Origin of the sequence: Bradyrhizobium pachyrhizi (genome assembly GCF_029714545.1) — a bacterium.
Classification (GTDB): domain Bacteria; phylum Pseudomonadota; class Alphaproteobacteria; order Rhizobiales; family Xanthobacteraceae; genus Bradyrhizobium; species Bradyrhizobium pachyrhizi.
Genome location: NZ_CP121667.1, coordinates 145,522 through 162,530, shown reverse-complemented (window position 1 = coordinate 162,530; position 17,009 = coordinate 145,522). Strand labels below are relative to the sequence as shown.

16 protein-coding genes are annotated in these 17,009 nt (G+C 65.1%); 6 read left to right on the top strand and 10 right to left on the bottom strand.

The window, feature by feature from the left end:
• Nucleotides 1-5 precede the first annotated feature (5 nt).
• Nucleotides 6-953, top strand: coding sequence for a beta/alpha barrel domain-containing protein (locus tag QA639_RS00720; RefSeq protein ID WP_157342748.1), 948 nt, complete (start codon nt 6-8; stop codon nt 951-953).
• A 104-nt stretch (nt 954-1,057) separates the two neighbouring features.
• On the opposite strand, the gene nikR is transcribed toward QA639_RS00720, so the two are convergent.
• The gene (gene nikR / locus QA639_RS00715; RefSeq protein ID WP_050383482.1) at nt 1,058-1,495 is read right to left on the bottom strand and encodes a nickel-responsive transcriptional regulator NikR; all 438 of its coding nucleotides are present in this window, start codon (nt 1,493-1,495) and stop codon (nt 1,058-1,060) included.
• Nucleotides 1,496-1,747: 252 nt separating this feature from the next.
• On the opposite strand from nikR, the gene QA639_RS00710 reads away from it, so the two are divergent.
• Complete coding sequence (locus QA639_RS00710) at nt 1,748-3,838, top strand: TonB-dependent receptor (RefSeq protein ID WP_283090706.1); 2,091 nt, start codon at nt 1,748-1,750, stop codon at nt 3,836-3,838.
• Nucleotides 3,839-3,841: 3 nt separating this feature from the next.
• Here QA639_RS00710 and QA639_RS00705 read toward each other — a convergent pair whose 3' ends face one another.
• Nucleotides 3,842-4,723, bottom strand: a complete 882-nt coding sequence (locus QA639_RS00705) for a YiiX/YebB-like N1pC/P60 family cysteine hydrolase (RefSeq protein WP_050383480.1) — start codon at nt 4,721-4,723, stop codon at nt 3,842-3,844.
• A gap of 201 nt (nt 4,724-4,924) precedes the next feature.
• Between QA639_RS00705 and QA639_RS00700 the strand changes: the two genes are divergently transcribed.
• Nucleotides 4,925-6,334: a flavin monoamine oxidase family protein gene (locus QA639_RS00700; protein WP_283088971.1), complete on the top strand. Its 1,410-nt coding sequence runs from the start codon at nt 4,925-4,927 to the stop codon at nt 6,332-6,334.
• Nucleotides 6,335-6,602: 268 nt separating this feature from the next.
• On the opposite strand, the gene QA639_RS00695 is transcribed toward QA639_RS00700, so the two are convergent.
• From QA639_RS00695 to pheS, 4 genes are all read right to left on the bottom strand, one after another.
• Nucleotides 6,603-7,547, bottom strand: a complete 945-nt coding sequence (locus tag QA639_RS00695; RefSeq protein WP_283088970.1) for an MBL fold metallo-hydrolase — start codon at nt 7,545-7,547, stop codon at nt 6,603-6,605.
• Nucleotides 7,548-7,582: 35 nt separating this feature from the next.
• Nucleotides 7,583-8,359: a sulfite exporter TauE/SafE family protein gene (locus tag QA639_RS00690; protein ID WP_283088969.1), complete on the bottom strand. Its 777-nt coding sequence runs from the start codon at nt 8,357-8,359 to the stop codon at nt 7,583-7,585.
• Between the two features lie 209 nt (nt 8,360-8,568).
• Nucleotides 8,569-10,977, bottom strand: a complete 2,409-nt coding sequence (pheT, locus tag QA639_RS00685; protein ID WP_283088968.1) for a phenylalanine--tRNA ligase subunit beta — start codon at nt 10,975-10,977, stop codon at nt 8,569-8,571.
• A 73-nt stretch (nt 10,978-11,050) separates the two neighbouring features.
• Nucleotides 11,051-12,133: a phenylalanine--tRNA ligase subunit alpha gene (gene pheS / locus QA639_RS00680; protein WP_283088967.1), complete on the bottom strand. Its 1,083-nt coding sequence runs from the start codon at nt 12,131-12,133 to the stop codon at nt 11,051-11,053.
• A 207-nt stretch (nt 12,134-12,340) separates the two neighbouring features.
• Between pheS and QA639_RS00675 the strand changes: the two genes are divergently transcribed.
• Nucleotides 12,341-12,751, top strand: a complete 411-nt coding sequence (locus tag QA639_RS00675; RefSeq protein WP_028335743.1) for a hypothetical protein — start codon at nt 12,341-12,343, stop codon at nt 12,749-12,751.
• Nucleotides 12,752-12,766: 15 nt separating this feature from the next.
• Here the strand turns inward: QA639_RS00675 and rplT are convergent, their stop codons facing one another.
• The 3 genes from rplT to infC all read right to left on the bottom strand — a co-directional run bounded on the left by rplT (nt 12,767) and on the right by infC (nt 14,548).
• Complete coding sequence (gene rplT, locus QA639_RS00670; RefSeq protein ID WP_018269297.1) at nt 12,767-13,126, bottom strand: 50S ribosomal protein L20; 360 nt, start codon at nt 13,124-13,126, stop codon at nt 12,767-12,769.
• Between the two features lie 74 nt (nt 13,127-13,200).
• Complete coding sequence (gene rpmI, locus QA639_RS00665) at nt 13,201-13,401, bottom strand: 50S ribosomal protein L35 (protein ID WP_008539890.1); 201 nt, start codon at nt 13,399-13,401, stop codon at nt 13,201-13,203.
• Nucleotides 13,402-14,008: 607 nt separating this feature from the next.
• Entirely contained in the window at nt 14,009-14,548 is a 540-nt protein-coding gene (gene infC / locus QA639_RS00660; protein ID WP_028337954.1) for a translation initiation factor IF-3, read from the bottom strand.
• A gap of 229 nt (nt 14,549-14,777) precedes the next feature.
• On the opposite strand from infC, the gene QA639_RS00655 reads away from it, so the two are divergent.
• Together QA639_RS00655 and QA639_RS00650 are read left to right on the top strand one after the other, a co-directional pair.
• Nucleotides 14,778-15,572 (top strand): alpha/beta hydrolase, encoded by a 795-nt coding sequence (locus tag QA639_RS00655; RefSeq protein ID WP_028337953.1) that lies wholly within the window; start codon nt 14,778-14,780, stop codon nt 15,570-15,572.
• Between the two features lie 25 nt (nt 15,573-15,597).
• Nucleotides 15,598-16,065, top strand: a complete 468-nt coding sequence (locus QA639_RS00650; RefSeq protein WP_283088966.1) for a nuclear transport factor 2 family protein — start codon at nt 15,598-15,600, stop codon at nt 16,063-16,065.
• A 128-nt stretch (nt 16,066-16,193) separates the two neighbouring features.
• Here QA639_RS00650 and QA639_RS00645 read toward each other — a convergent pair whose 3' ends face one another.
• Nucleotides 16,194-16,991: an acyl-CoA thioesterase domain-containing protein gene (locus QA639_RS00645; protein ID WP_283088965.1), complete on the bottom strand. Its 798-nt coding sequence runs from the start codon at nt 16,989-16,991 to the stop codon at nt 16,194-16,196.
• Nucleotides 16,992-17,009 lie beyond the last annotated feature (18 nt).

Sequence of the window (17,009 nt, the reverse complement as noted above, 5' to 3'; positions counted from 1 at the left end):
CTGACATGACCCGCGTCCACGATATCTATCCGAGCGACAAGGTGAGCCTGCGCGAAGTCGGCCTGCGCGACGGGCTGCAGCTAGTGAAGAAGTTCCCGTCGACCGCGGCGAAACAGCGCTGGGTGCGTGATGAATACGCCGCCGGCGTCCGGCATTTCGAGGTCGGCTCGTTCCTGCCGGCCAAGACCTTCCCGCAATTCGTCGATGTCCGTGACGTGGTCGCCACCATCGCCGCGCTGCCCGGCGCGCACGGTGTCGCGCTGGCGCTGAACGAGCGCGGCGTCAACGAGGCGTTGGCCACCGACGTCGCCGAGATCGCCTCCGTGGTATCGGCGACCGAGGAGCACAGCCAGGCCAATGCCAACCGCTCGCGCGAATCGGCGATCGAGAACATCAGGCGGCTCTGCGAGCTGCGCGACGCCAGCGCGCACAAGCCGCTGGTCAATGCCGCGATCTCGATGGCACTGGGCTGCTCGATCGTCGGAGCCGTCGATCCGAACGAGGTGCTGCGCCTTACCGAGAAGCTGTACGAGGTCGGCGTCGACATGGTCGCGATTGCCGACACGGTGGGTTATGCCGGGCCGAAGCAGGTCGGCGAGCTGACGCGGGGCGCGGTGAAGATCGCCGGATCGAAGCCGGTCTGCGTCCACCTGCACGACACCCGCGGCATGGGCATCGCGAATGCTTCCGCCGCGCTCGACGAGGGCGCCCGCGTGCTCGACGGCTCGCTCGGCGGCCTCGGCGGCTGCCCGTTCGCGCCGGGCGCCACCGGCAATGTCGTGTTCGAGGACCTCGTCTTCCTCTGCGAGAGCAAGGGGTTTCCAACCGGCATCGATCTCGATCGCCTGGTCGAGGTGCGCGCGATCCTGAAATCCGAGATGCCGAACGAGGCGCTCTATGGCGGCCTCGCCCGCGCCGGCCTGCCGCGTGGCACCAAGGCGAAGGCGGCGTAGCGTATTCGTTTGGTAGCCCGGATGGAGCGAAGCGCAATCCGGGACACTTCGTTCGCGGCACCAGGGCCCCGGATTGCGCTGCGCTTCATCCGGGCTACGAAACCTCAATCGTGCCCATGCCCCCGCTTGCGCGGCTTCTTGTCCGGCGCGGTCGGGATCATCACGACGCGGCCGTAACGCACGCCGCGTTCGGCGATGACGTGATCGGCGAGGTGGCGGACCTCGCTGCTGGCACCCTTCAGCGCCGTCACCTCCATGCAGCTGTCGTCGTCGAGATGGACGTGCAGCGTCGCCAGCGACAGGTCGTGATGGCCGTGGAAATTCTGCACCAGCCGCTTCGACAGGTCGCGCGCGGCGTGATCGTAGACATAGACCAGCGCCGCGACGCATTGCCCTGACGGCGCGTTTTCCGCGCTCTGCTGCAAGCCGGCGCGTGCGAGATCACGGATGATCTCGGAGCGGTTCTGATAGCCGCGCGCCTCGGCGGCGGCGTCGATCTCCGCGAGCAGATCATCCTCGATGGTGATGGTGATGCGTTGCATGGCTTATCCGTGTTGCAGGGCCAGAGTATGATATTCTTATTGTAACGTCATACCGTGCTTGCTAGCGTCGCTTTGCCGGGGTTGGTTGGACTGGTGCGGTCGTCGCGTGACTGTAGCAGGTATCATGCGGGGGCATGGGCGTTGCGTCGTACTGTCTGGCGGATATTTCCCGCCGCTGCATCCATTGCAGCATTCGCACCGGTCGCCGAAGCGCAGACCGTCGCCGCCACCACCGAGCAGTTGCCGCCGGTCATGGTGACGTCGCCCGACCAGGCCTCGCCCAAACACGCCAAGCCGTCGCAACGTCCGCGCCGTGCCGCCACCGGCCGCAAGCCGGTAGCACCGCAACCGCGCCAATCCACCGCTGCGACCAGCGGCATTACCGGCGGCTCGGCTACCGTACCCGCGTCCAATCTGCAGCCGACCGCGGCCAGCGCGCTGCAGATCAGCGGCGCCGAGGTGAACGCGCGGCCGATCTCGCGCGTCGGCGAAGTTCTTGAAGCGGTGCCGGGCCTGATCGTCACCCAGCATTCCGGCGAGGGCAAAGCCAACCAGTATTTTCTGCGCGGCTTCAATCTCGATCACGGCACCGACCTCGCCATCACCGTCGACGGCATGCCCGTCAACATGCCGACCCATGGTCACGGCCAGGGCTATGCCGACATCAACTTCCTGATCCCGGAGCTGATCCAGTCGATGGATGTCCGCAAGGGCCCGTACTATGCGGACAAGGGCGATTTCGCCTCCGCCGGTGCCGTCGACATCAACTATCTCGACAGGCTTTCGAAGAACATCGTGGAACTGACCGCCGGCAGCTTCGGCTATCAGCGCGCGCTGGCCGCGGGCTCGACGCGCGTCGGCGACGGAACGCTGCTCGCTGCCTTCGAGGCCAACAAATACAACGGCCCGTGGGACGTGCCCGACGATATCCGCAAGCTCAACGGCGTGCTGCGCTACAGTCAGGGTACCGCGACCGACGGCTTCTCGCTGACCGCGATGGCCTATTCCAACGGCTGGAACTCGACCGACCAGGTCGCGCAGCGTGCGATCGACCAGGGCCTGATCGGCCGTTATGGCACGCTCAATCCGACCGATGGCGGCACCGCCAGCCGCTTCAGCCTGTCGAGCAATTGGGCGCAGTCGAGCGACTACGGGCAGACCAAGCTCAACGCCTATGTCATCCGCTCGTCGTTGCAGCTCTACAACGATTTCACCTATTTCCTCGATGACCCCGTCAATGGCGACCAGTTCAGCCAGACCGACAGGCGTACCGTCTACGGCCTTGATGCCAGCCACGCCGTCGATGTCCGCGTCGTCGGCATCGATACCCAGACGCGGGTCGGCGTGCAGACCCGCTACGACGACATCAATGTCGGCCTGTTCAAGACCGTGCAGCGCGAGATCCTGTCCACGGTGCGCAATGATCAGGTCCAGGAAGGCAGTGTCGCGCTGTGGGCCGACAGCACCGCGCGCTGGACCGACTGGCTGCGCACCACGGTCGGCATCCGCGAGGATTATTTCGCCGGCCATGTGCTGAGCGACACGCCGCAGAATTCCGGCAACGCGCAGGCGGCGCTGACGAGCCCGAAGGCCGGCATCGTGCTTGGCCCATGGTACAAGACCGAGTTCTACGGCAATGCCGGCTTCGGCCTGCATTCCAACGACATCAGGGGTGCGACCATCACCGTCGATCCCAATGACAAGGTGACGCCGCTCGATCGCGTGCCGCTGCTGGTGCGCTCGAAGGGCGCCGAGCTCGGCATCCGCACCAGGGCGATCGACGGTCTCACCTCGTCGCTCGCCGTGTTCGTGCTCGACTTCGATTCCGAACTGCTGTTCGTCGGCGATGCCGGCACCACGGAGCCGAGCCGGCCGAGCCGGCGGGTCGGCGTCGAGTGGACCAACCAGTACAAGCTCTTGCCGTGGATGAGCCTCGATTTCGATCTCGCCTATACCCGCGCCCGCTTCACGGATGTCGATCCGGCCGGCGATTTCATTCCGGGTGCGCCGGCGTGGGTTGCCAGTGGCGGCGTCACCTTCGGCCGCGACACCGGCTGGTTCGGCAGCCTGCGCGCCCGCTATTTCGGCCCGCGCCCGCTGATCGAGGACGACAGCGTGCGCTCGCTATCGTCATTCATCGTCAACGCCCGCGCCGGCTATAAATTCGACAACGGGATGCGGCTGCAGCTCGACGTCCTCAATCTCTTCAACGCGCAAACCAACCAGATCGAATACTACTATCTCTCGCGGCTGCCGGGCGAACCGGTCGATGGCGTCGCCGACCGCCATGTGCATCCTGCCGAGCCGCTTGCCGTTCGGCTGACGCTTGCGGCAACATTCTGATCGTCACACCGGCGCGTGACCTTCGGCGGTCATTTCCGCAGCCGGAAGCGGCGCCTCTTCGTCAGTCGCTTCAGGAACAAGCGGCGGCGACTTACGTTCTGGAAACACACCGAACTCGCCCGCCACCTCCTGGAGCGGCTTCTGCTTGTCGGCCCAGTGCAGGGCCGTGTAGTCGAAACCGTGCACGATGGTGGGTTTGACGACTTCGAAATAGGGCGAGATGTCGAAGTCGCGCGGCATGTAGAGCGAGGAATCGCGGATATGCAGGATCTCGCGTCGCGCCTTGCGGCTGGCGGCGCGCGTGATCTTGGGCAGGATCGGATAGCGCACGGCGTCGAAGGCCTGCGCGATCAGCGCCGAGCAGATGATCTTGGTCGGATCGCCGGAGCCGAACGCGATCATGCGGCGGCGCCAGCGCTGCGGGATTGGCAGCGGAAACAGATAGCGCGCGAGATCGACGATGTTCTTGGTGTCGTAGCCGAAGCCGATGCGGTTGATGGCGTAGCGGCACACCGTGGTGCGGTCCTCGAACGACAGGCCGACCGGACGGCAGAGGCGGGTGTGATAGGCGAGATATTTCGACAGCGGCGCGGAGGTCACGCCCTCGCCGATATTGGCCTCGATCAGCACATGCTGTTCGCCGTCCGGCTCGAACGCGCCGTCGATCGGTCCGACAAACAGCGCCGCGTGCGACCAGGTCGACTGCGTGAGGTATTTGATGATGCCCGAAATCCGGTTGTTGCCTTCGACCAGCAGCACGTCGCCGGGCTGCATGATGCTCCGCAGATGGTCCGGGTCGCTCGGCGTGAACGGCTCGTAACCGGGGACTTCCTTCTGCAGGTACCCCGCGATCCATTTACCGACGGTATCGAGCATTAGGCCCATGGATTCCCCCCCCAGCGGTTCTGTGACCGCTTGTGTTTCACTTAATCATGGTCGCAAGCTGTTGCAATTTAGTTCATGCCATCGGCGGATCAATCATGATTGATTTACCATGATGGTTGCTGCGGTCGGTGAGATGCGGCACAGTTCGCGAAGCGTTCCCGTTCTCCGCAAGTCCCCGGAAACCATGCCAGAAGCTATGTCATGACAGTGACCCGCCGCGATTTCCTGTCGGCGTCCGCGGCTTTCGCGCTGGCGCCCGCGCTGGGCGGCCGGGTGCTTGCGGCGCCGCCGCCGCGCGAGGCCGATATCGTCGTGATCGGTGCAGGGGCCGCAGGTATCGCTGCGGCGCGCCGGATCGTTGCCGCCAACCGCAAGGTGATCGTGGTGGAGGCGGCGGGCCAGGTCGGCGGTCGCTGCCAGACCGACGCGTCGACATTCGGCGTGCCGTTCGACCGCGGCGCGCGCTGGATGCACAATCCCGAAACCAATCCGATGATCCGGCTGGCCCGCTCCGCGGGTCTCGACATCGTCACGGCGCCTGCGGGGCAAAAGATTCGCATCGGCCGGCGCTACGCCCGTCCCGGCGAGACTGAGGAGTTTTTGGCGGCGCTGGTGCGCGCCAATCGCGCCATCGACGACGCTGCGCGCAAGGCCGATATCGCCTGCGCCGCGGCGATGCCGAAGGACCTCGGCGATTGGGCCGGCACCGCGGAATTCCTGCTCGGGCCCAATTTCTGCGGCAAGGATCTGAAGGATCTTTCCGCCGTCGACAAGGTGCGTGCGCAGGATCGCAACACCGCGATCGCCTGCCGGCAGGGGCTCGGCGCGCTGATCGCAAAGCTCGGCGAGGGACTGCCGCTGGCGCTGTCGACGCCGGCGCAGCGTATCCTGTGGAGCAATCGCGACGTCATGGTCGAGACGCCCTCCGGCAAGATCACCGCGCGCGCCGCCATCGTCACCGTGTCGAGCAACGTGCTTGCGAGCGGCAACATCAAGTTCGCGCCGGAGCTTCCGAAGCGCGCGCTCGATGCCGCCGCCAAGCTCAGCCTCGGCAGCTACGATCGCATCGCGCTGCAGATTCCCGGCAATCCGCTCGGGCTGTCGCGCGATGACGTCATCATCGAGCAGAGCAATTCGACCAAGACGGCGCTGCTCTACGGCAATATCGCGGGCTCCTCGCTGTGCACGATCGACGTCGCGGGCTCGTTCGGCCGCGACCTGTCGGCGCAGGGCGAGCAGGCGATGTCGGCTTTCGCGGCGGAATGGCTGACCAAGCTCTATGGCAGCGAGGTCGGCGCCGCCGTGAAGAAGACCAGCGCGACGCGCTGGAATGCACAGCCCTTCATTATGGGCGCGATGTCGGCCGCTGCACCCGGCGCACAATTCTCGCGCCGGATCCTGGCCGAGCCGATCGGCGCGATGTATCTCGCGGGCGAGGCCACCCACGAAACGCTGTGGGGCACGATCGACGGCGCCTGGGACAGCGGCGAGCGCGCCGCCGACGCCGCGCTGCGCAGGATCGGCGGGGCGAAGGAAGCGACACCGGCGCCCGCAGCGCCCGCCGCAAAACACAAGCGCCGCACGTCGCCTCGCTCCGGGGCGATGAATTGATGATCGTGAGAGGAGACGGTTGAGCGTGGTCGGCCTACCGTGGTGTGTGCGGTGATTTGGTGGCGAGTGCTGCCGCACAACAGGTGTCGTCCCTGCGAAAGCAGGGACCCATACGCCGCAGCAAATGTTGTGATCGGGACTCGTCGTTCCACCATTGTTCAGCAATAACTATTCGTGGTTATGGGTCCCTGCGTTCGCAGGGACGACACCGAAGATGTTGCGCAGCAGGTGATCATGAAACCGCATTCTCGCGACATGATTTGTCCGATCACACCGGCAGCTTCAGCTCCATCAGATCCTTGGCCACCACGATGCGGCCGGAATAGTTCTTCTTCACGTCCCTCGTCCAGTCATCGTCAGTGACCTGCCGATCGTCGCCGGGGACGAAGTGGCTCAGCACCAGCGTCTTCACGCCGGCGGCGGCTGCGATGCGGCCGACATCTTCGGTCGAGGTGTGGCTGTCGAGCAGATGCTTCTTCAGCGTGGCGCCGTTCTTGGTCGTGGCGACCAGGCGATCGACCGCGGGGACGTAGAGACATTCGTGCACCAGCACGTCGACGCCCTTGGCAAACTCGGCGAGCTTCGGGTTGTAGGCGGTGTCACTGGAGAACACGATGGTGCCGTCCGGGGTCTCGAACTTGTAGGCGAAGTTATCCGTGATCGGCGGATGCGGCGTGCGGAACGCGGTGACGGTGACATCCGATGTCTTCAGCACCACGCCGTCGTCGCTGATGTCTTTCGCGATCAGCAGCTTGCGCGGGTCCGGGCGGCCTTCGTCCTCGATCCGGGTCTCGACGTCGAACTTGTTCAGCTCCCAATATTCTTTGGTCATCGCCTCGATGCCCTTGGGGCCGAACGAATGAATCGGCGTCGAGAGGCCGGCCGCCCAGGCGTTGTAGAACAGATTGCCGTATTCCAGATTGTGATCGGAATGATGATGGCTGATGAAGATGTACTTGACCTGCGGGATCGGCACGCCCGCGCGTACAAGCTGGCGGCTGACGCCCATGCCGCAATCGATCACGAATGGGGTATCGTTGACGACGACGAGATTGGCGGGGTTCGAAGCGCCGTTGCCGACGCGTGGCCCGCCTTTGGTGCCGAGGAACACGATGCGGGTCCGCGCCTTGTCGGTTTGCGCGCGCACGTGAGGCGCCGCGAGCGCGGCGGCGCTGCCGAGCGCCAGTTTCAATGCGTTGCGGCGATCGATCATCGGTGTCTCCCTGGTCTCTTTTGGGTGCTGCGACCCTAGCCGCCGCGCAGGATGCCATCAAGCGCCGGCAGGCCGACGATGACGGCAGCCGCGATCAGCGCGTAGCAGATCGCGCGAAACACCTTTTCGCTCGCCTTGCCGAACAGCGCGGCGCCGAACCAGACGCCGATGCCGTAGATCGGGCCGACGATCAGCGAGAACTTGACCGATTCGATCGTGATCAAGCCGGTGAACCAGTAGCTGAACAGCGAGAAGAAGTCCGAGGCACCGAAGAACAGCACGATATTGGCGCGCGAGATCACCGACGAGATCGGGCGGCCCAGCCAGTAGGCGACGATCGGCGGGCCGCCGGTCTGCGCGAGGCCGCTGCAGAAGCCGGAGAGGCCGCCGACTCCGACGGAGAGGGCGACGTGCTCCTTGCCGTGATAGCGCCAGCCCGACAGCAGCAGTGCGAGCAGCGCCGCAACGAAGCAGGAGATGATCCAGCGCGTCGTGACAGGCTCGAGCACGGTCAGGAAATAGGTGCCGATGGGAACGCCGACCAGCGCGCCAGCGACCATGACCGCGGTCGCCTTGCGGTCGGCATGGGTCCATGCGTTCGGCAGCAGCGGCGTGGCGGCGATGAAGTCGATGACGAGCAGCAGCGCCGCCACCAGCCGCGGCGCCGCGACGCTGCTCGCGAGCGGCATGAAGATCAGCGCCGAGCCGAAGCCCGAGAAGCCGCGCGCCGTGCCCGACACGAAGGCGATCGCACAGATCGCGAGCGCGATGCTGGTCGAGATGTCGGACGGGATCAGGCTGAGGGAGGTCATGGGAGAGTCACGGCGGGCGACCTCTGGCTTACCTCGCCCCGCTTGCGGGGAGAGGTCGAAATTCAAGCGGAGCTTGAATTTCGGGTGAGGGGGAGTCTCCGCGAACTCCATGTTCACCGTGTCTGCGGGACGAGCCGCTCACCCCAACCCTCTAAGAGCGAGCTACGCTCGTCTCGACCCCGCAAGAACGGGGGAGAGGGAGGGGAGCATCACCCGCGCAGCGTGCCGCCGGTCTTCTTGGTCACCTCGGCGACGACCTTGGCGGCGACCGCGTCGATCTCCTGATCGGTCATGGTCTTCTCGCGCGGCTGGATCGTCACCGCGATCGCGATCGACTTCTTGTCGGGGTCGATGCCCTTGCCTTCGTAGACGTCGAACACGGTCACATCGGTGATCAGCTTCTTGTCGACATTCTGCGCTGCGCGGACGATGTCGCCCGCCTTGACGCTGCGATCGACGATGAAGGCGAAGTCGCGCGACACCGGCTGGAATGCCGAGAGTTCCAGCACCGGCTTGGCACGCGTCGCCCTCTGCTTGCCTTGCGGAATGCGCTCGAGGATCACCTCGAACACGATCATCGGGCCGTCGGCGCGGAGCGCCTCGGCCGCACGCGGATGCAGCTCGCCGAAAGTGCCGAGCACATTCTGCGGGCCGATCTGGATGGTGCCGGAGCGCCCCGGATGCAGCCACGCCGGACCGCCGGGGACGACCTGCAGCGCCTGCATCGGCGCGCCGGCAGCCGCCAGCACGGCGAAGGCGTCGGCCTTGGCATCCATCGCATCCGCCACGGCCGAGCCGGCCCAGTGCCGCCCGATCCCCTTCGACGAAGCGAAGCCATGGCGCACGCCGGAGGCGGCGACCAATTGGTCCTCCGGGCGGTCGCCGCGGAACACCTGGCCGACCTCGAACAGCGCCACGTCAGGATAGCCGCGGTTGATGTTGGCCTGAACCGCCGCGACGAGGCCGGGCAGCAGGCTCGGCCGCATGTCGGAGAGATCGGCCGCGATCGGGTTGGCGAGCACCAGCTCGCTCTGGCCGCCGCCGAACAGTTTTGCCGCGTCATTGGTGATGAACGACCAGGTCACGGCTTCCACCATGCCGCGCACGCCGAGCGCGCGCTTGGCGCGGCGGGTGCGCAGCTGCATCGGCGTCAGCACCGGCTTGCGCGGCTCCTCGCCGCGCTCGAACGGCGTCATCGGCACCTTGTCGACGCCGACAATGCGCACGATCTCCTCGACGATGTCGGCCTTGCCGTGCACGTCGGTGCGCCAGGACGGGATCGCGATCTTCACCACGGGCCCGTTGCCGGCAAGCATGAAGCCGAGCCGGGTGAGGATCAGCTTCACCTCGACCAGCGGCACCTCGATGCCGGCGAGGCGCTTCACTTCGCTGAGCGGGAAGTCGATGACGCGATCCTCGCCGAACTGCTTGCCCACCACGACGTTGTCGGACGGCGTGCCGCCGCACAGCTCCAGCACCAGCTTGGTCGCGAGCTCGAGCCCGGGCACCATGAAGGCCGGATCGACGCCGCGCTCGAAGCGATAGCGCGCGTCCGAATTGATGCCGAGCTTGCGGCCGGTCTGCGCGATGTTGATCTCGTTCCAGAGCGCCGATTCTATCAGCACGTCGGTCGTGTTGTCGTCGCAGCCCGAGGCCTCGCCGCCCATGATGCCGGCGAGCGATTCGACGCCGTGCTCATCGGCAATCACGCAGATGTTGCTGTCGAGCGTGTAGGTGCGGCCGTCGAGCGCGAGCAGCGTCTCGCCGTCCTTGGCGCGGCGGACGGTGAGGTTGCCCTGCACCTTCCTGGCGTCGAACACGTGCAGCGGGCGGGCGCGGTCGTAGGTCATGAAGTTGGTGATGTCGACCAGCGCGTTGATCGGGCGCAGCCCGATCGAGGTCAGCCGCTTCTGCAGCCATTCCGGCGACGGGCCGTTCTTCACGCCGCGCACCAGGCGCAGCGCGAAGCCCGGACACAGCGTGGCGTCTTCCACCTTCACCTCGACCGGACAGCGGAATTCGCCCTTGACCGGCTTGATGCCGGGATCCCTGAACTTGCCCATGTCGGCGGCGGAGAGATCGCGCGCGATGCCGTGCACGCCGGTGCAGTCCTGCCGGTTCGGCGTCAAGTTGATCTCGATGGTGGGATCGCCGAGCCCGGCCCAGTCGGCATAGCCCTTGCCGAGCGGCGCGTCCGCCGGCAGCTCCATGATGCCGTCATGGTCTTCCGAGATATGCAATTCCGCCGCCGAGCACAGCATGCCGCGGCTCTCGACGCCTCTGATAGTGCCGACGCCGAGCGTGATGTTCTTGCCGGGGATGTAGGTGCCGGGCGGCGAGAACACGCTGATCAGCCCGGCACGCGCATTCGGCGCGCCGCACACCACCTGCACCGGCGCGCCGCCGTCGCCGGTGTCGACCATGCACACGCGCAGCCGGTCCGCATTCGGATGCTGCTCGGCCGAGATCACACGCGCGATGGTGAACGGCGCCAGCGCCTTCGCCTTGTCCTCGATGTTCTCGACCTCGAGCCCGATCATGGTGAGCTTGTTAGCGAGCTTGTCGAGCGGCTCGTCGGTCTCGAGATGTTCCTTCAGCCAGGAGAGGGTGAACTTCACGGCTGCATGCCTCGGTTCTTGTTGGTGTTGACTAGGTTATCTTGATCGCTCGCTCCGCAACGTCGCGTAGACGTTACGTGCTCAGCCCGCCCGCGATCGACGGGATGTCGAGCGGCTTGAAGCCGTAGTGGCTGAGCCAGCGCACGTCGCTGTCGAACAATTGGCGCAGGTCGGCGATGCCGTATTTCAGCATCGCGATGCGGTCGATGCCCATGCCCCAGGCAAAACCCTGGTAAACGTCGGGATCGAGGCCGCAGGCACGCAGCACGTTGGGGTGCACCATGCCGCAGCCGAGAATCTCCAGCCAGTCCTCGCCCTCGCCGAAGCGGATCTCGCCCTTGTCGCGGCGGCACTGGATGTCGACCTCGAGCGACGGCTCGGTGAACGGGAAGAACGACGGCCGGAACCGCATGTTGATGTGGTCGACCTCGAAGAACGCCTTGCAGAACTCGTGCAGGATCCATTTGAGGTGGCCGAGATGCGAGCCCTTGTCGATCACCAGGCCCTCGACCTGATGGAATTGCGGCGTGTGCGTCGCGTCGGAATCGATGCGATAGGTGCGGCCCGGGCAGATCACGCGGATCGGCGGCTGCTGGGTCAGCATGGTGCGCACCTGCACCGGCGAGGTGTGGGTCCGCAGCAGCATGCGCGAGCCGTCCTCCTTCGGGTTGAAGAAGAAGGTGTCGTGCATCTCGCGCGCCGGATGGCCTTCGGGGAAGTTCAGCTTGGTGAAGTTGTAGTCGTCGGTCTCGATGTCGGGACCTTCGGCGACCGCAAAGCCCATGTCGGCGAAGATCGTGGTGAGCTCGTCCCAGACCTGGCTCAGCGGATGGATGCGGCCGGTCTCCGCCGGCGCCTCGCGCAGCGGTAGCGTGACGTCGATGGTCTCGGCGGCGAGGCGCGCATCGAGCGCGGCCGCTTTCAGCACGTCGCGCCTGGCCGCGAGCGCCTGCGTCACAGCATCCTTGGTGAGGTTGATCTTGGCGCCCTCGGTCTTGCGCTCCTCCGGCGACATCTTGCCGAGGGTGGCGAGCAAGGCCGAGATCGAGCCCTTCTTGCCGAGCGCCGAGACGCGGACCGCCTCAAGGGCGGCCTCGTCAGCGGCTGAGGCGATCTGGTCGAGGATGGATTGTTCGAGCGTTGCGAGGTCGGACACGGTCAATTCCTGCGCTTGAGCGGAGCATGATCCGGTGGGAAGAACCGCTACCCGAACCGGTACCATGCGCCAAAATTCGGCTGGGTTGTCGCCGCCCGAAGGCGGTAACGTCAAGCAAAAAGCCGGTCATTTCGGGCCGATGGCCGGCAGCATTGAACCCCGCGCGGAGGCCGGGCTACCCAAGGGGAGTTCAAGGAGGCCCACGCGATGTTGCTGCGATCTTGCCTGGCCATGCCGGCGCTGCTGTTGATGCTCACCACGGCGCATGCCGCGACCGAGGAATGTCCCGCCAAATCGACCCAGATGGACGACATCATCGCGGAGCTTCAGAAGGCGCCGAGCTGCAACCGCGCGATGAAGATCTTCGAGGCGTGCGAATACGGCGCCAGCGGAGACGTCCAGTTCGGCGCCGTGGTCGAGAAGAGGTGCGAGGGGGACTTCCTGTCCAGCCTCGGAGCGTCGCAGAAGAAGGCCTATGCCGGCCAGCTCAAGCGCTGCGACCACAAATACGACAACGAAAGCGGCACCATGTACCGCTCGTTCACGGCGTTCTGCCGGGCGATCGTCGCCCAGCGCTATTCGCAGAAGGCGCTGAAGGCGGGCCCCAAATCGCGTTAGGGCCGCCCGCTAGGATCAGGCGGCCAGCGCGGCCTTGGCCTTTTCAGCGATCGCCTGGAACGCAACCGGCTCGTGGATCGCGAGATCCGACAGCACCTTGCGGTCGACGACGACGCCCGACTTGGAGAGGCCGTTGATAAACACGCTGTAGGTCATGCCGAACGGACGGACCGCGGCGTTGATGCGCTGGATCCAGAGCGCGCGGAAGGTGCGCTTCTTGCGCTTGCGGTCGCGGAAGGCATACTGGCCGGCCTTTTCGACGGCCTGCTTGGCGACGCGGATGGTGTTCTTGCGACGGCCGTAATAGCCCTTGGCGGCCTTGTAGACTTTCTTGTGCTTGGCGTGAGCGGTCACACCGCGTTTGACGCGAGACATGACGGAAATCCTTGATCTGGAAGAGGTGACGGGGCGCCGCGCAGTCGCGGCGAGGGTTCAAGCGATCGGTGCGATCAGGCGTTCGGCAAGAAGTACTTCTTGACGTTGTCGCCGTCGGTCTTGAACAGCACGCGGGTGCCGCGAAGCTGACGGATCTGCTTCTTCGTCCGCTTGATCATGCCGTGGCGCTTGCCGCGCTGGGCGTGCATGACTTTGCCAGTGGCGGTCACCTTGAAGCGCTTTTTAGCGCCCGACTTGGTCTTCAACTTGGGCATTTGGCTCTCCTGTCGCACAGCACGAAAATCGCCCCGAGAGGCGTCCGGCCGGCTAAAATGCTCGTTAGAGCGTTGAAAGTGCTAGGGTTTTTTCCGAATTGAAAGAACCTGCACGAACCGTCGCCACGGCAGCCCTTGATCAGCCGGGCGGCGAAGGCCCGGCTTATGACAGAGGATCGGCGGTTTTGCAACGTTTCAGGCGGGGAATCCGGGCGGATCGGTCTTCCCCTTCCCCCTGAAAGGGGAAGGCCGGGATGGGGGTCGGCCGTCGGCGCCGCTGCTCGTGGAGAGAGTGGATCCCCACCCGCTTTGCTCTGGCGAGCAAATCGATCTCCCCTTTTCAGGGGAGGTTGGCACCACCGGGCCATGAGCGGTGCCCAAAATACGAAACAGCCCGCCAGATCGCCTGACGGGCCATTTCATTTCAACAAAGCGACAAATTCGAACTAGTGTCCCGAATCCGAAGTTCGCATCGTTTGCCGCACCTTCGGAGCGAACTTCGGATTCGATAAGGACACTAGCAAACTTATGATTCTAGTGTGCTTTATGAATGCGAAGTTCGTGAAAGTAGCTGCCGCGAAATCGCACGAACTTCGCATTCAGCACACTAGCGCGGCGCCAGCACCATTACGACCTGGCGGCCCTCGAACTTCGCGTCCTGCTCGACCTTGGCGAATTCGGCGACGTCGGCCTTCACCTTGTCCAACAGCTTGGTGCCGATCTCCTGGTGCGCCATCTCACGACCGCGGTAGCGCAAGGTGATCTTGACCTTGTCGCCTTCCTCGAAGAAGCGCTGCATCGCGCGCATCTTCACGTCATAGTCGTGATCGTCGATCATCGGGCGGAGCTTGATCTCCTTGATCTCGACGACCTTCTGCTTCTTGCGAGCTTCGGCAGCCTTCTTCTGCGCGGAATACTTGTACTTCCCGTAGTCCATGATCTTGCAGACGGGAGGGCTGGTATTCGGCGAAATCTCGACGAGATCCATGCCGGCTTCCATGGCCATCTTGATGGCCACCATGGTTTCGACGGTGCCCTGATTGACACCATCCGCATCGATCAGCTGGATCTGCGCGTTGCGAATCTCGTCATTGGTGCGCGGCCCTTCTTTGGCGACTGTGGGCGGGGCTCTATTGGGACGGCGAATGGGTAACTCTCCAAAGTTGTGAAAGGGAAGGCGGATATTTTGAAGCAAGATGCTGCAACGGGCAAGCGAACTCGCTTCTTTAAGCGGCAAAACCGCCAATTGCGAGGCATTTTGGCCACGCCCGCCACATATAGCGGGCGCGTCTGGTCCGCAAGACGGGACTGGCAGCCGTTGACCGGTGCCGCGCGACAATTGAAAAGCAGATGTCTGACACCCGAGTGACCGAACCATGAGCCAAACCGCCGCATCGGAACAGGAACCGGCCTTCATCGAGGTCGGCGAGGGCAGTCAGGCGCGCCGGATCGCGGTGCGCGCCCGTGCCGGCAGCAGCCCCGGACTGATATGGCTCGGCGGTTTCAAGTCCGACATGTCCGGCACCAAGGCGCTCGCGCTCGATGCATGGGCGGCCGAGCATGGTCGCGGCTGCGTCAGGTTCGACTATTCCGGCCATGGCGAATCCGGCGGCGAGTTCGCCGACGGCACCATCGGCCGCTGGCTCGAGGAGAGCGTGGCGGTGTTCTCGCAGTTCTGCAGCGGGCCGCAGGTCGTGATCGGGTCCTCGATGGGCGGCTGGATGGCGCTGCTGCTTGCGCGTGAGATCATGCGGCGCGGGAACGGGAAGGCACAGCTCGCCGGCCTCGTGCTGATCGCGCCGGCACCCGACTTCACCGAGGAATTGATGTGGAAGGCCTTCTCGCCGGAGGTCCGCGCCGAGATCGAGACCAGGGGCATGTGGCTGCGTCCGTCTGAATATGGCGACGGCACGCCCTATCCGATCACCCGCAACCTGATCGAGGAGGGCCGCAATCATTTGCTGCTCGGAAGCAAGATCGACGTCGGCTGCCCGGTGCGCATCCTGCAGGGCGCGCAGGATCCCGACGTGCCGTGGAAGCACGCCTTCGCGCTGGTGCACCGCCTGCCGGCCGAGGACGTCGTGCTGACCATGATCCAGGACGGCGACCATCGCCTCTCGCGTCCGCAGGACATCGCCCGGATCATCGCCGCGGTGGCGGAGATCGGCTAAGCTCTCCGTAGAGGGGGAAGCGCCAATGGACACCACGACAATGCTGCGCGCGTTTTGCGACGCGGTCGAGCAGCGCAACGGCAAGGCCTTTGCGAGCCTTTTCACCGACGACGGCGTCTATCACGACGTGTTTTACGGTGCCTTCAAGGGCCACGGCAAAATCGCCGAGATGATCGACGACTGGTTCTATCGGACCGCGACCGATTTCCGCTGGGTGATGCATGATCCCGTCAGCGATGGCGCGACGCTCTACGCGCGCTACACGTTCAGCTACCGCTCGACCTTGCCGGAAGCCAAGGGGGCGCGTGCGATGTTCGAGGGCGTCGCGATCATGCGGCTGCGCGACGGCAAGATCACGGAGTACCGCGAGGTCGCCAACACCGCGCCGGCCTTCGTCGATTTGAACTTCGCGCCGGAGCGCATCGCCAAGATCGTCGGCAAGCAGGGCGCGGAGCTTAAGGCGCGGCCGGAGATGCAGCGGCATCTGGCTTAGTCTAGGCCTCAATCGCCCCGTCGTCATTCCGGGGCGCGCGAAGCGCGAACCCGGAATCCATTTCTCCGTTGGTCTTTGCGGCCCGATGGATTCCGGGTTCGATGCTGCGCATCGCCCCGGAATGACAGTCATGGCGGCGGCGGATTGGTCATCGGCCTGCGCTGGGCGAGCGCCGCCACCGTGGAGGTGCCGATCGGACCCTTTTCGTCATAGAGCCAGCATTCGCCGATCGCGATGCCGTCCGTGGCGTGGTGGTTGACGACCTCGAAGCCGATCCAGTTGGTCACCGGCAAGCGATGCAGATAGATCGTGACGTCGCTGTTGATGTAGCCGAGGCCCTGATCGCCGGCGTTGGCGAAGGGGCTGGCGAAATCCGCGCCGGTCGCGACATGGACGAACGGCGTCATCTTCACGCCCGCGACGAGCTCGCGCACCTCGCTCATCCAGAGCCGTCGCTCGCCGAGCGAGCCCATATGGCCGACGATCGGCCGCGTCTCCCATTTGCCGTTCATGCCGAGCCTCGGATCGGTCGGCTTCGGAATCTCCGCCGGTGCCGGCACCTGCCAGTTCGGCGGCGACCACACATTGCCGGGGGCGTTTTCCGTCCGGCGCAACAATTGGCAGGAGGCGCGCGCCATGCTCGTGCCGCCGGAGAAAAACTCGGCCTCGATCATCTTGATCCGCATGCCGTCGCGCACGAGCTTCGTCGTCACCTCGATCGGCGTCGTGATGTTGGGCAGCCGGAACATGTCGACCGTCAACCGCGCGGGGACGAAATCGTCGGAGCCGTGGCGCTCCTCGATGACGAAGGCGAGCAGGCCGATCACGACGCGGCCGTGCAGGGATTCCGGACTCCACGGTCCGTCCGCAACGGATGTCGGCATGAAGCCGTCGCCGTGCCTGGTGAAGAAGGGCTGGTTTGTCATGGCGTGCGACCATGACGG

Excerpts from the sequence above, each read along its gene's own strand:
- QA639_RS00700 (WP_283088971.1), top strand. The coding sequence starts at position 4,925 with ATGACAGTGACCCGCCGCGATTTCCTGTCGGCGTCCGCGGCTTTCGCG.
- QA639_RS00695 (WP_283088970.1), bottom strand. The coding sequence starts at position 7,547 with ATGATCGATCGCCGCAACGCATTGAAACTGGCGCTCGGCAGCGCCGCC.
- rpmI (WP_008539890.1), bottom strand. The coding sequence starts at position 13,401 with ATGCCCAAGTTGAAGACCAAGTCGGGCGCTAAAAAGCGCTTCAAGGTG.
- nikR (WP_050383482.1), bottom strand. The coding sequence starts at position 1,495 with ATGCAACGCATCACCATCACCATCGAGGATGATCTGCTCGCGGAGATC.
- QA639_RS00720 (WP_157342748.1), top strand. The coding sequence starts at position 6 with ATGACCCGCGTCCACGATATCTATCCGAGCGACAAGGTGAGCCTGCGC.
- QA639_RS00650 (WP_283088966.1), top strand. The coding sequence starts at position 15,598 with ATGGACACCACGACAATGCTGCGCGCGTTTTGCGACGCGGTCGAGCAG.
- QA639_RS00675 (WP_028335743.1), top strand. The coding sequence starts at position 12,341 with ATGTTGCTGCGATCTTGCCTGGCCATGCCGGCGCTGCTGTTGATGCTC.
- rplT (WP_018269297.1), bottom strand. The coding sequence starts at position 13,126 with ATGTCTCGCGTCAAACGCGGTGTGACCGCTCACGCCAAGCACAAGAAA.
- QA639_RS00710 (WP_283090706.1), top strand. The coding sequence starts at position 1,748 with ATGGTGACGTCGCCCGACCAGGCCTCGCCCAAACACGCCAAGCCGTCG.
- QA639_RS00690 (WP_283088969.1), bottom strand. The coding sequence starts at position 8,359 with ATGACCTCCCTCAGCCTGATCCCGTCCGACATCTCGACCAGCATCGCG.
- QA639_RS00645 (WP_283088965.1), bottom strand. The coding sequence starts at position 16,991 with ATGACAAACCAGCCCTTCTTCACCAGGCACGGCGACGGCTTCATGCCG.
- QA639_RS00655 (WP_028337953.1), top strand. The coding sequence starts at position 14,778 with ATGAGCCAAACCGCCGCATCGGAACAGGAACCGGCCTTCATCGAGGTC.
- QA639_RS00705 (WP_050383480.1), bottom strand. The coding sequence starts at position 4,723 with ATGGGCCTAATGCTCGATACCGTCGGTAAATGGATCGCGGGGTACCTG.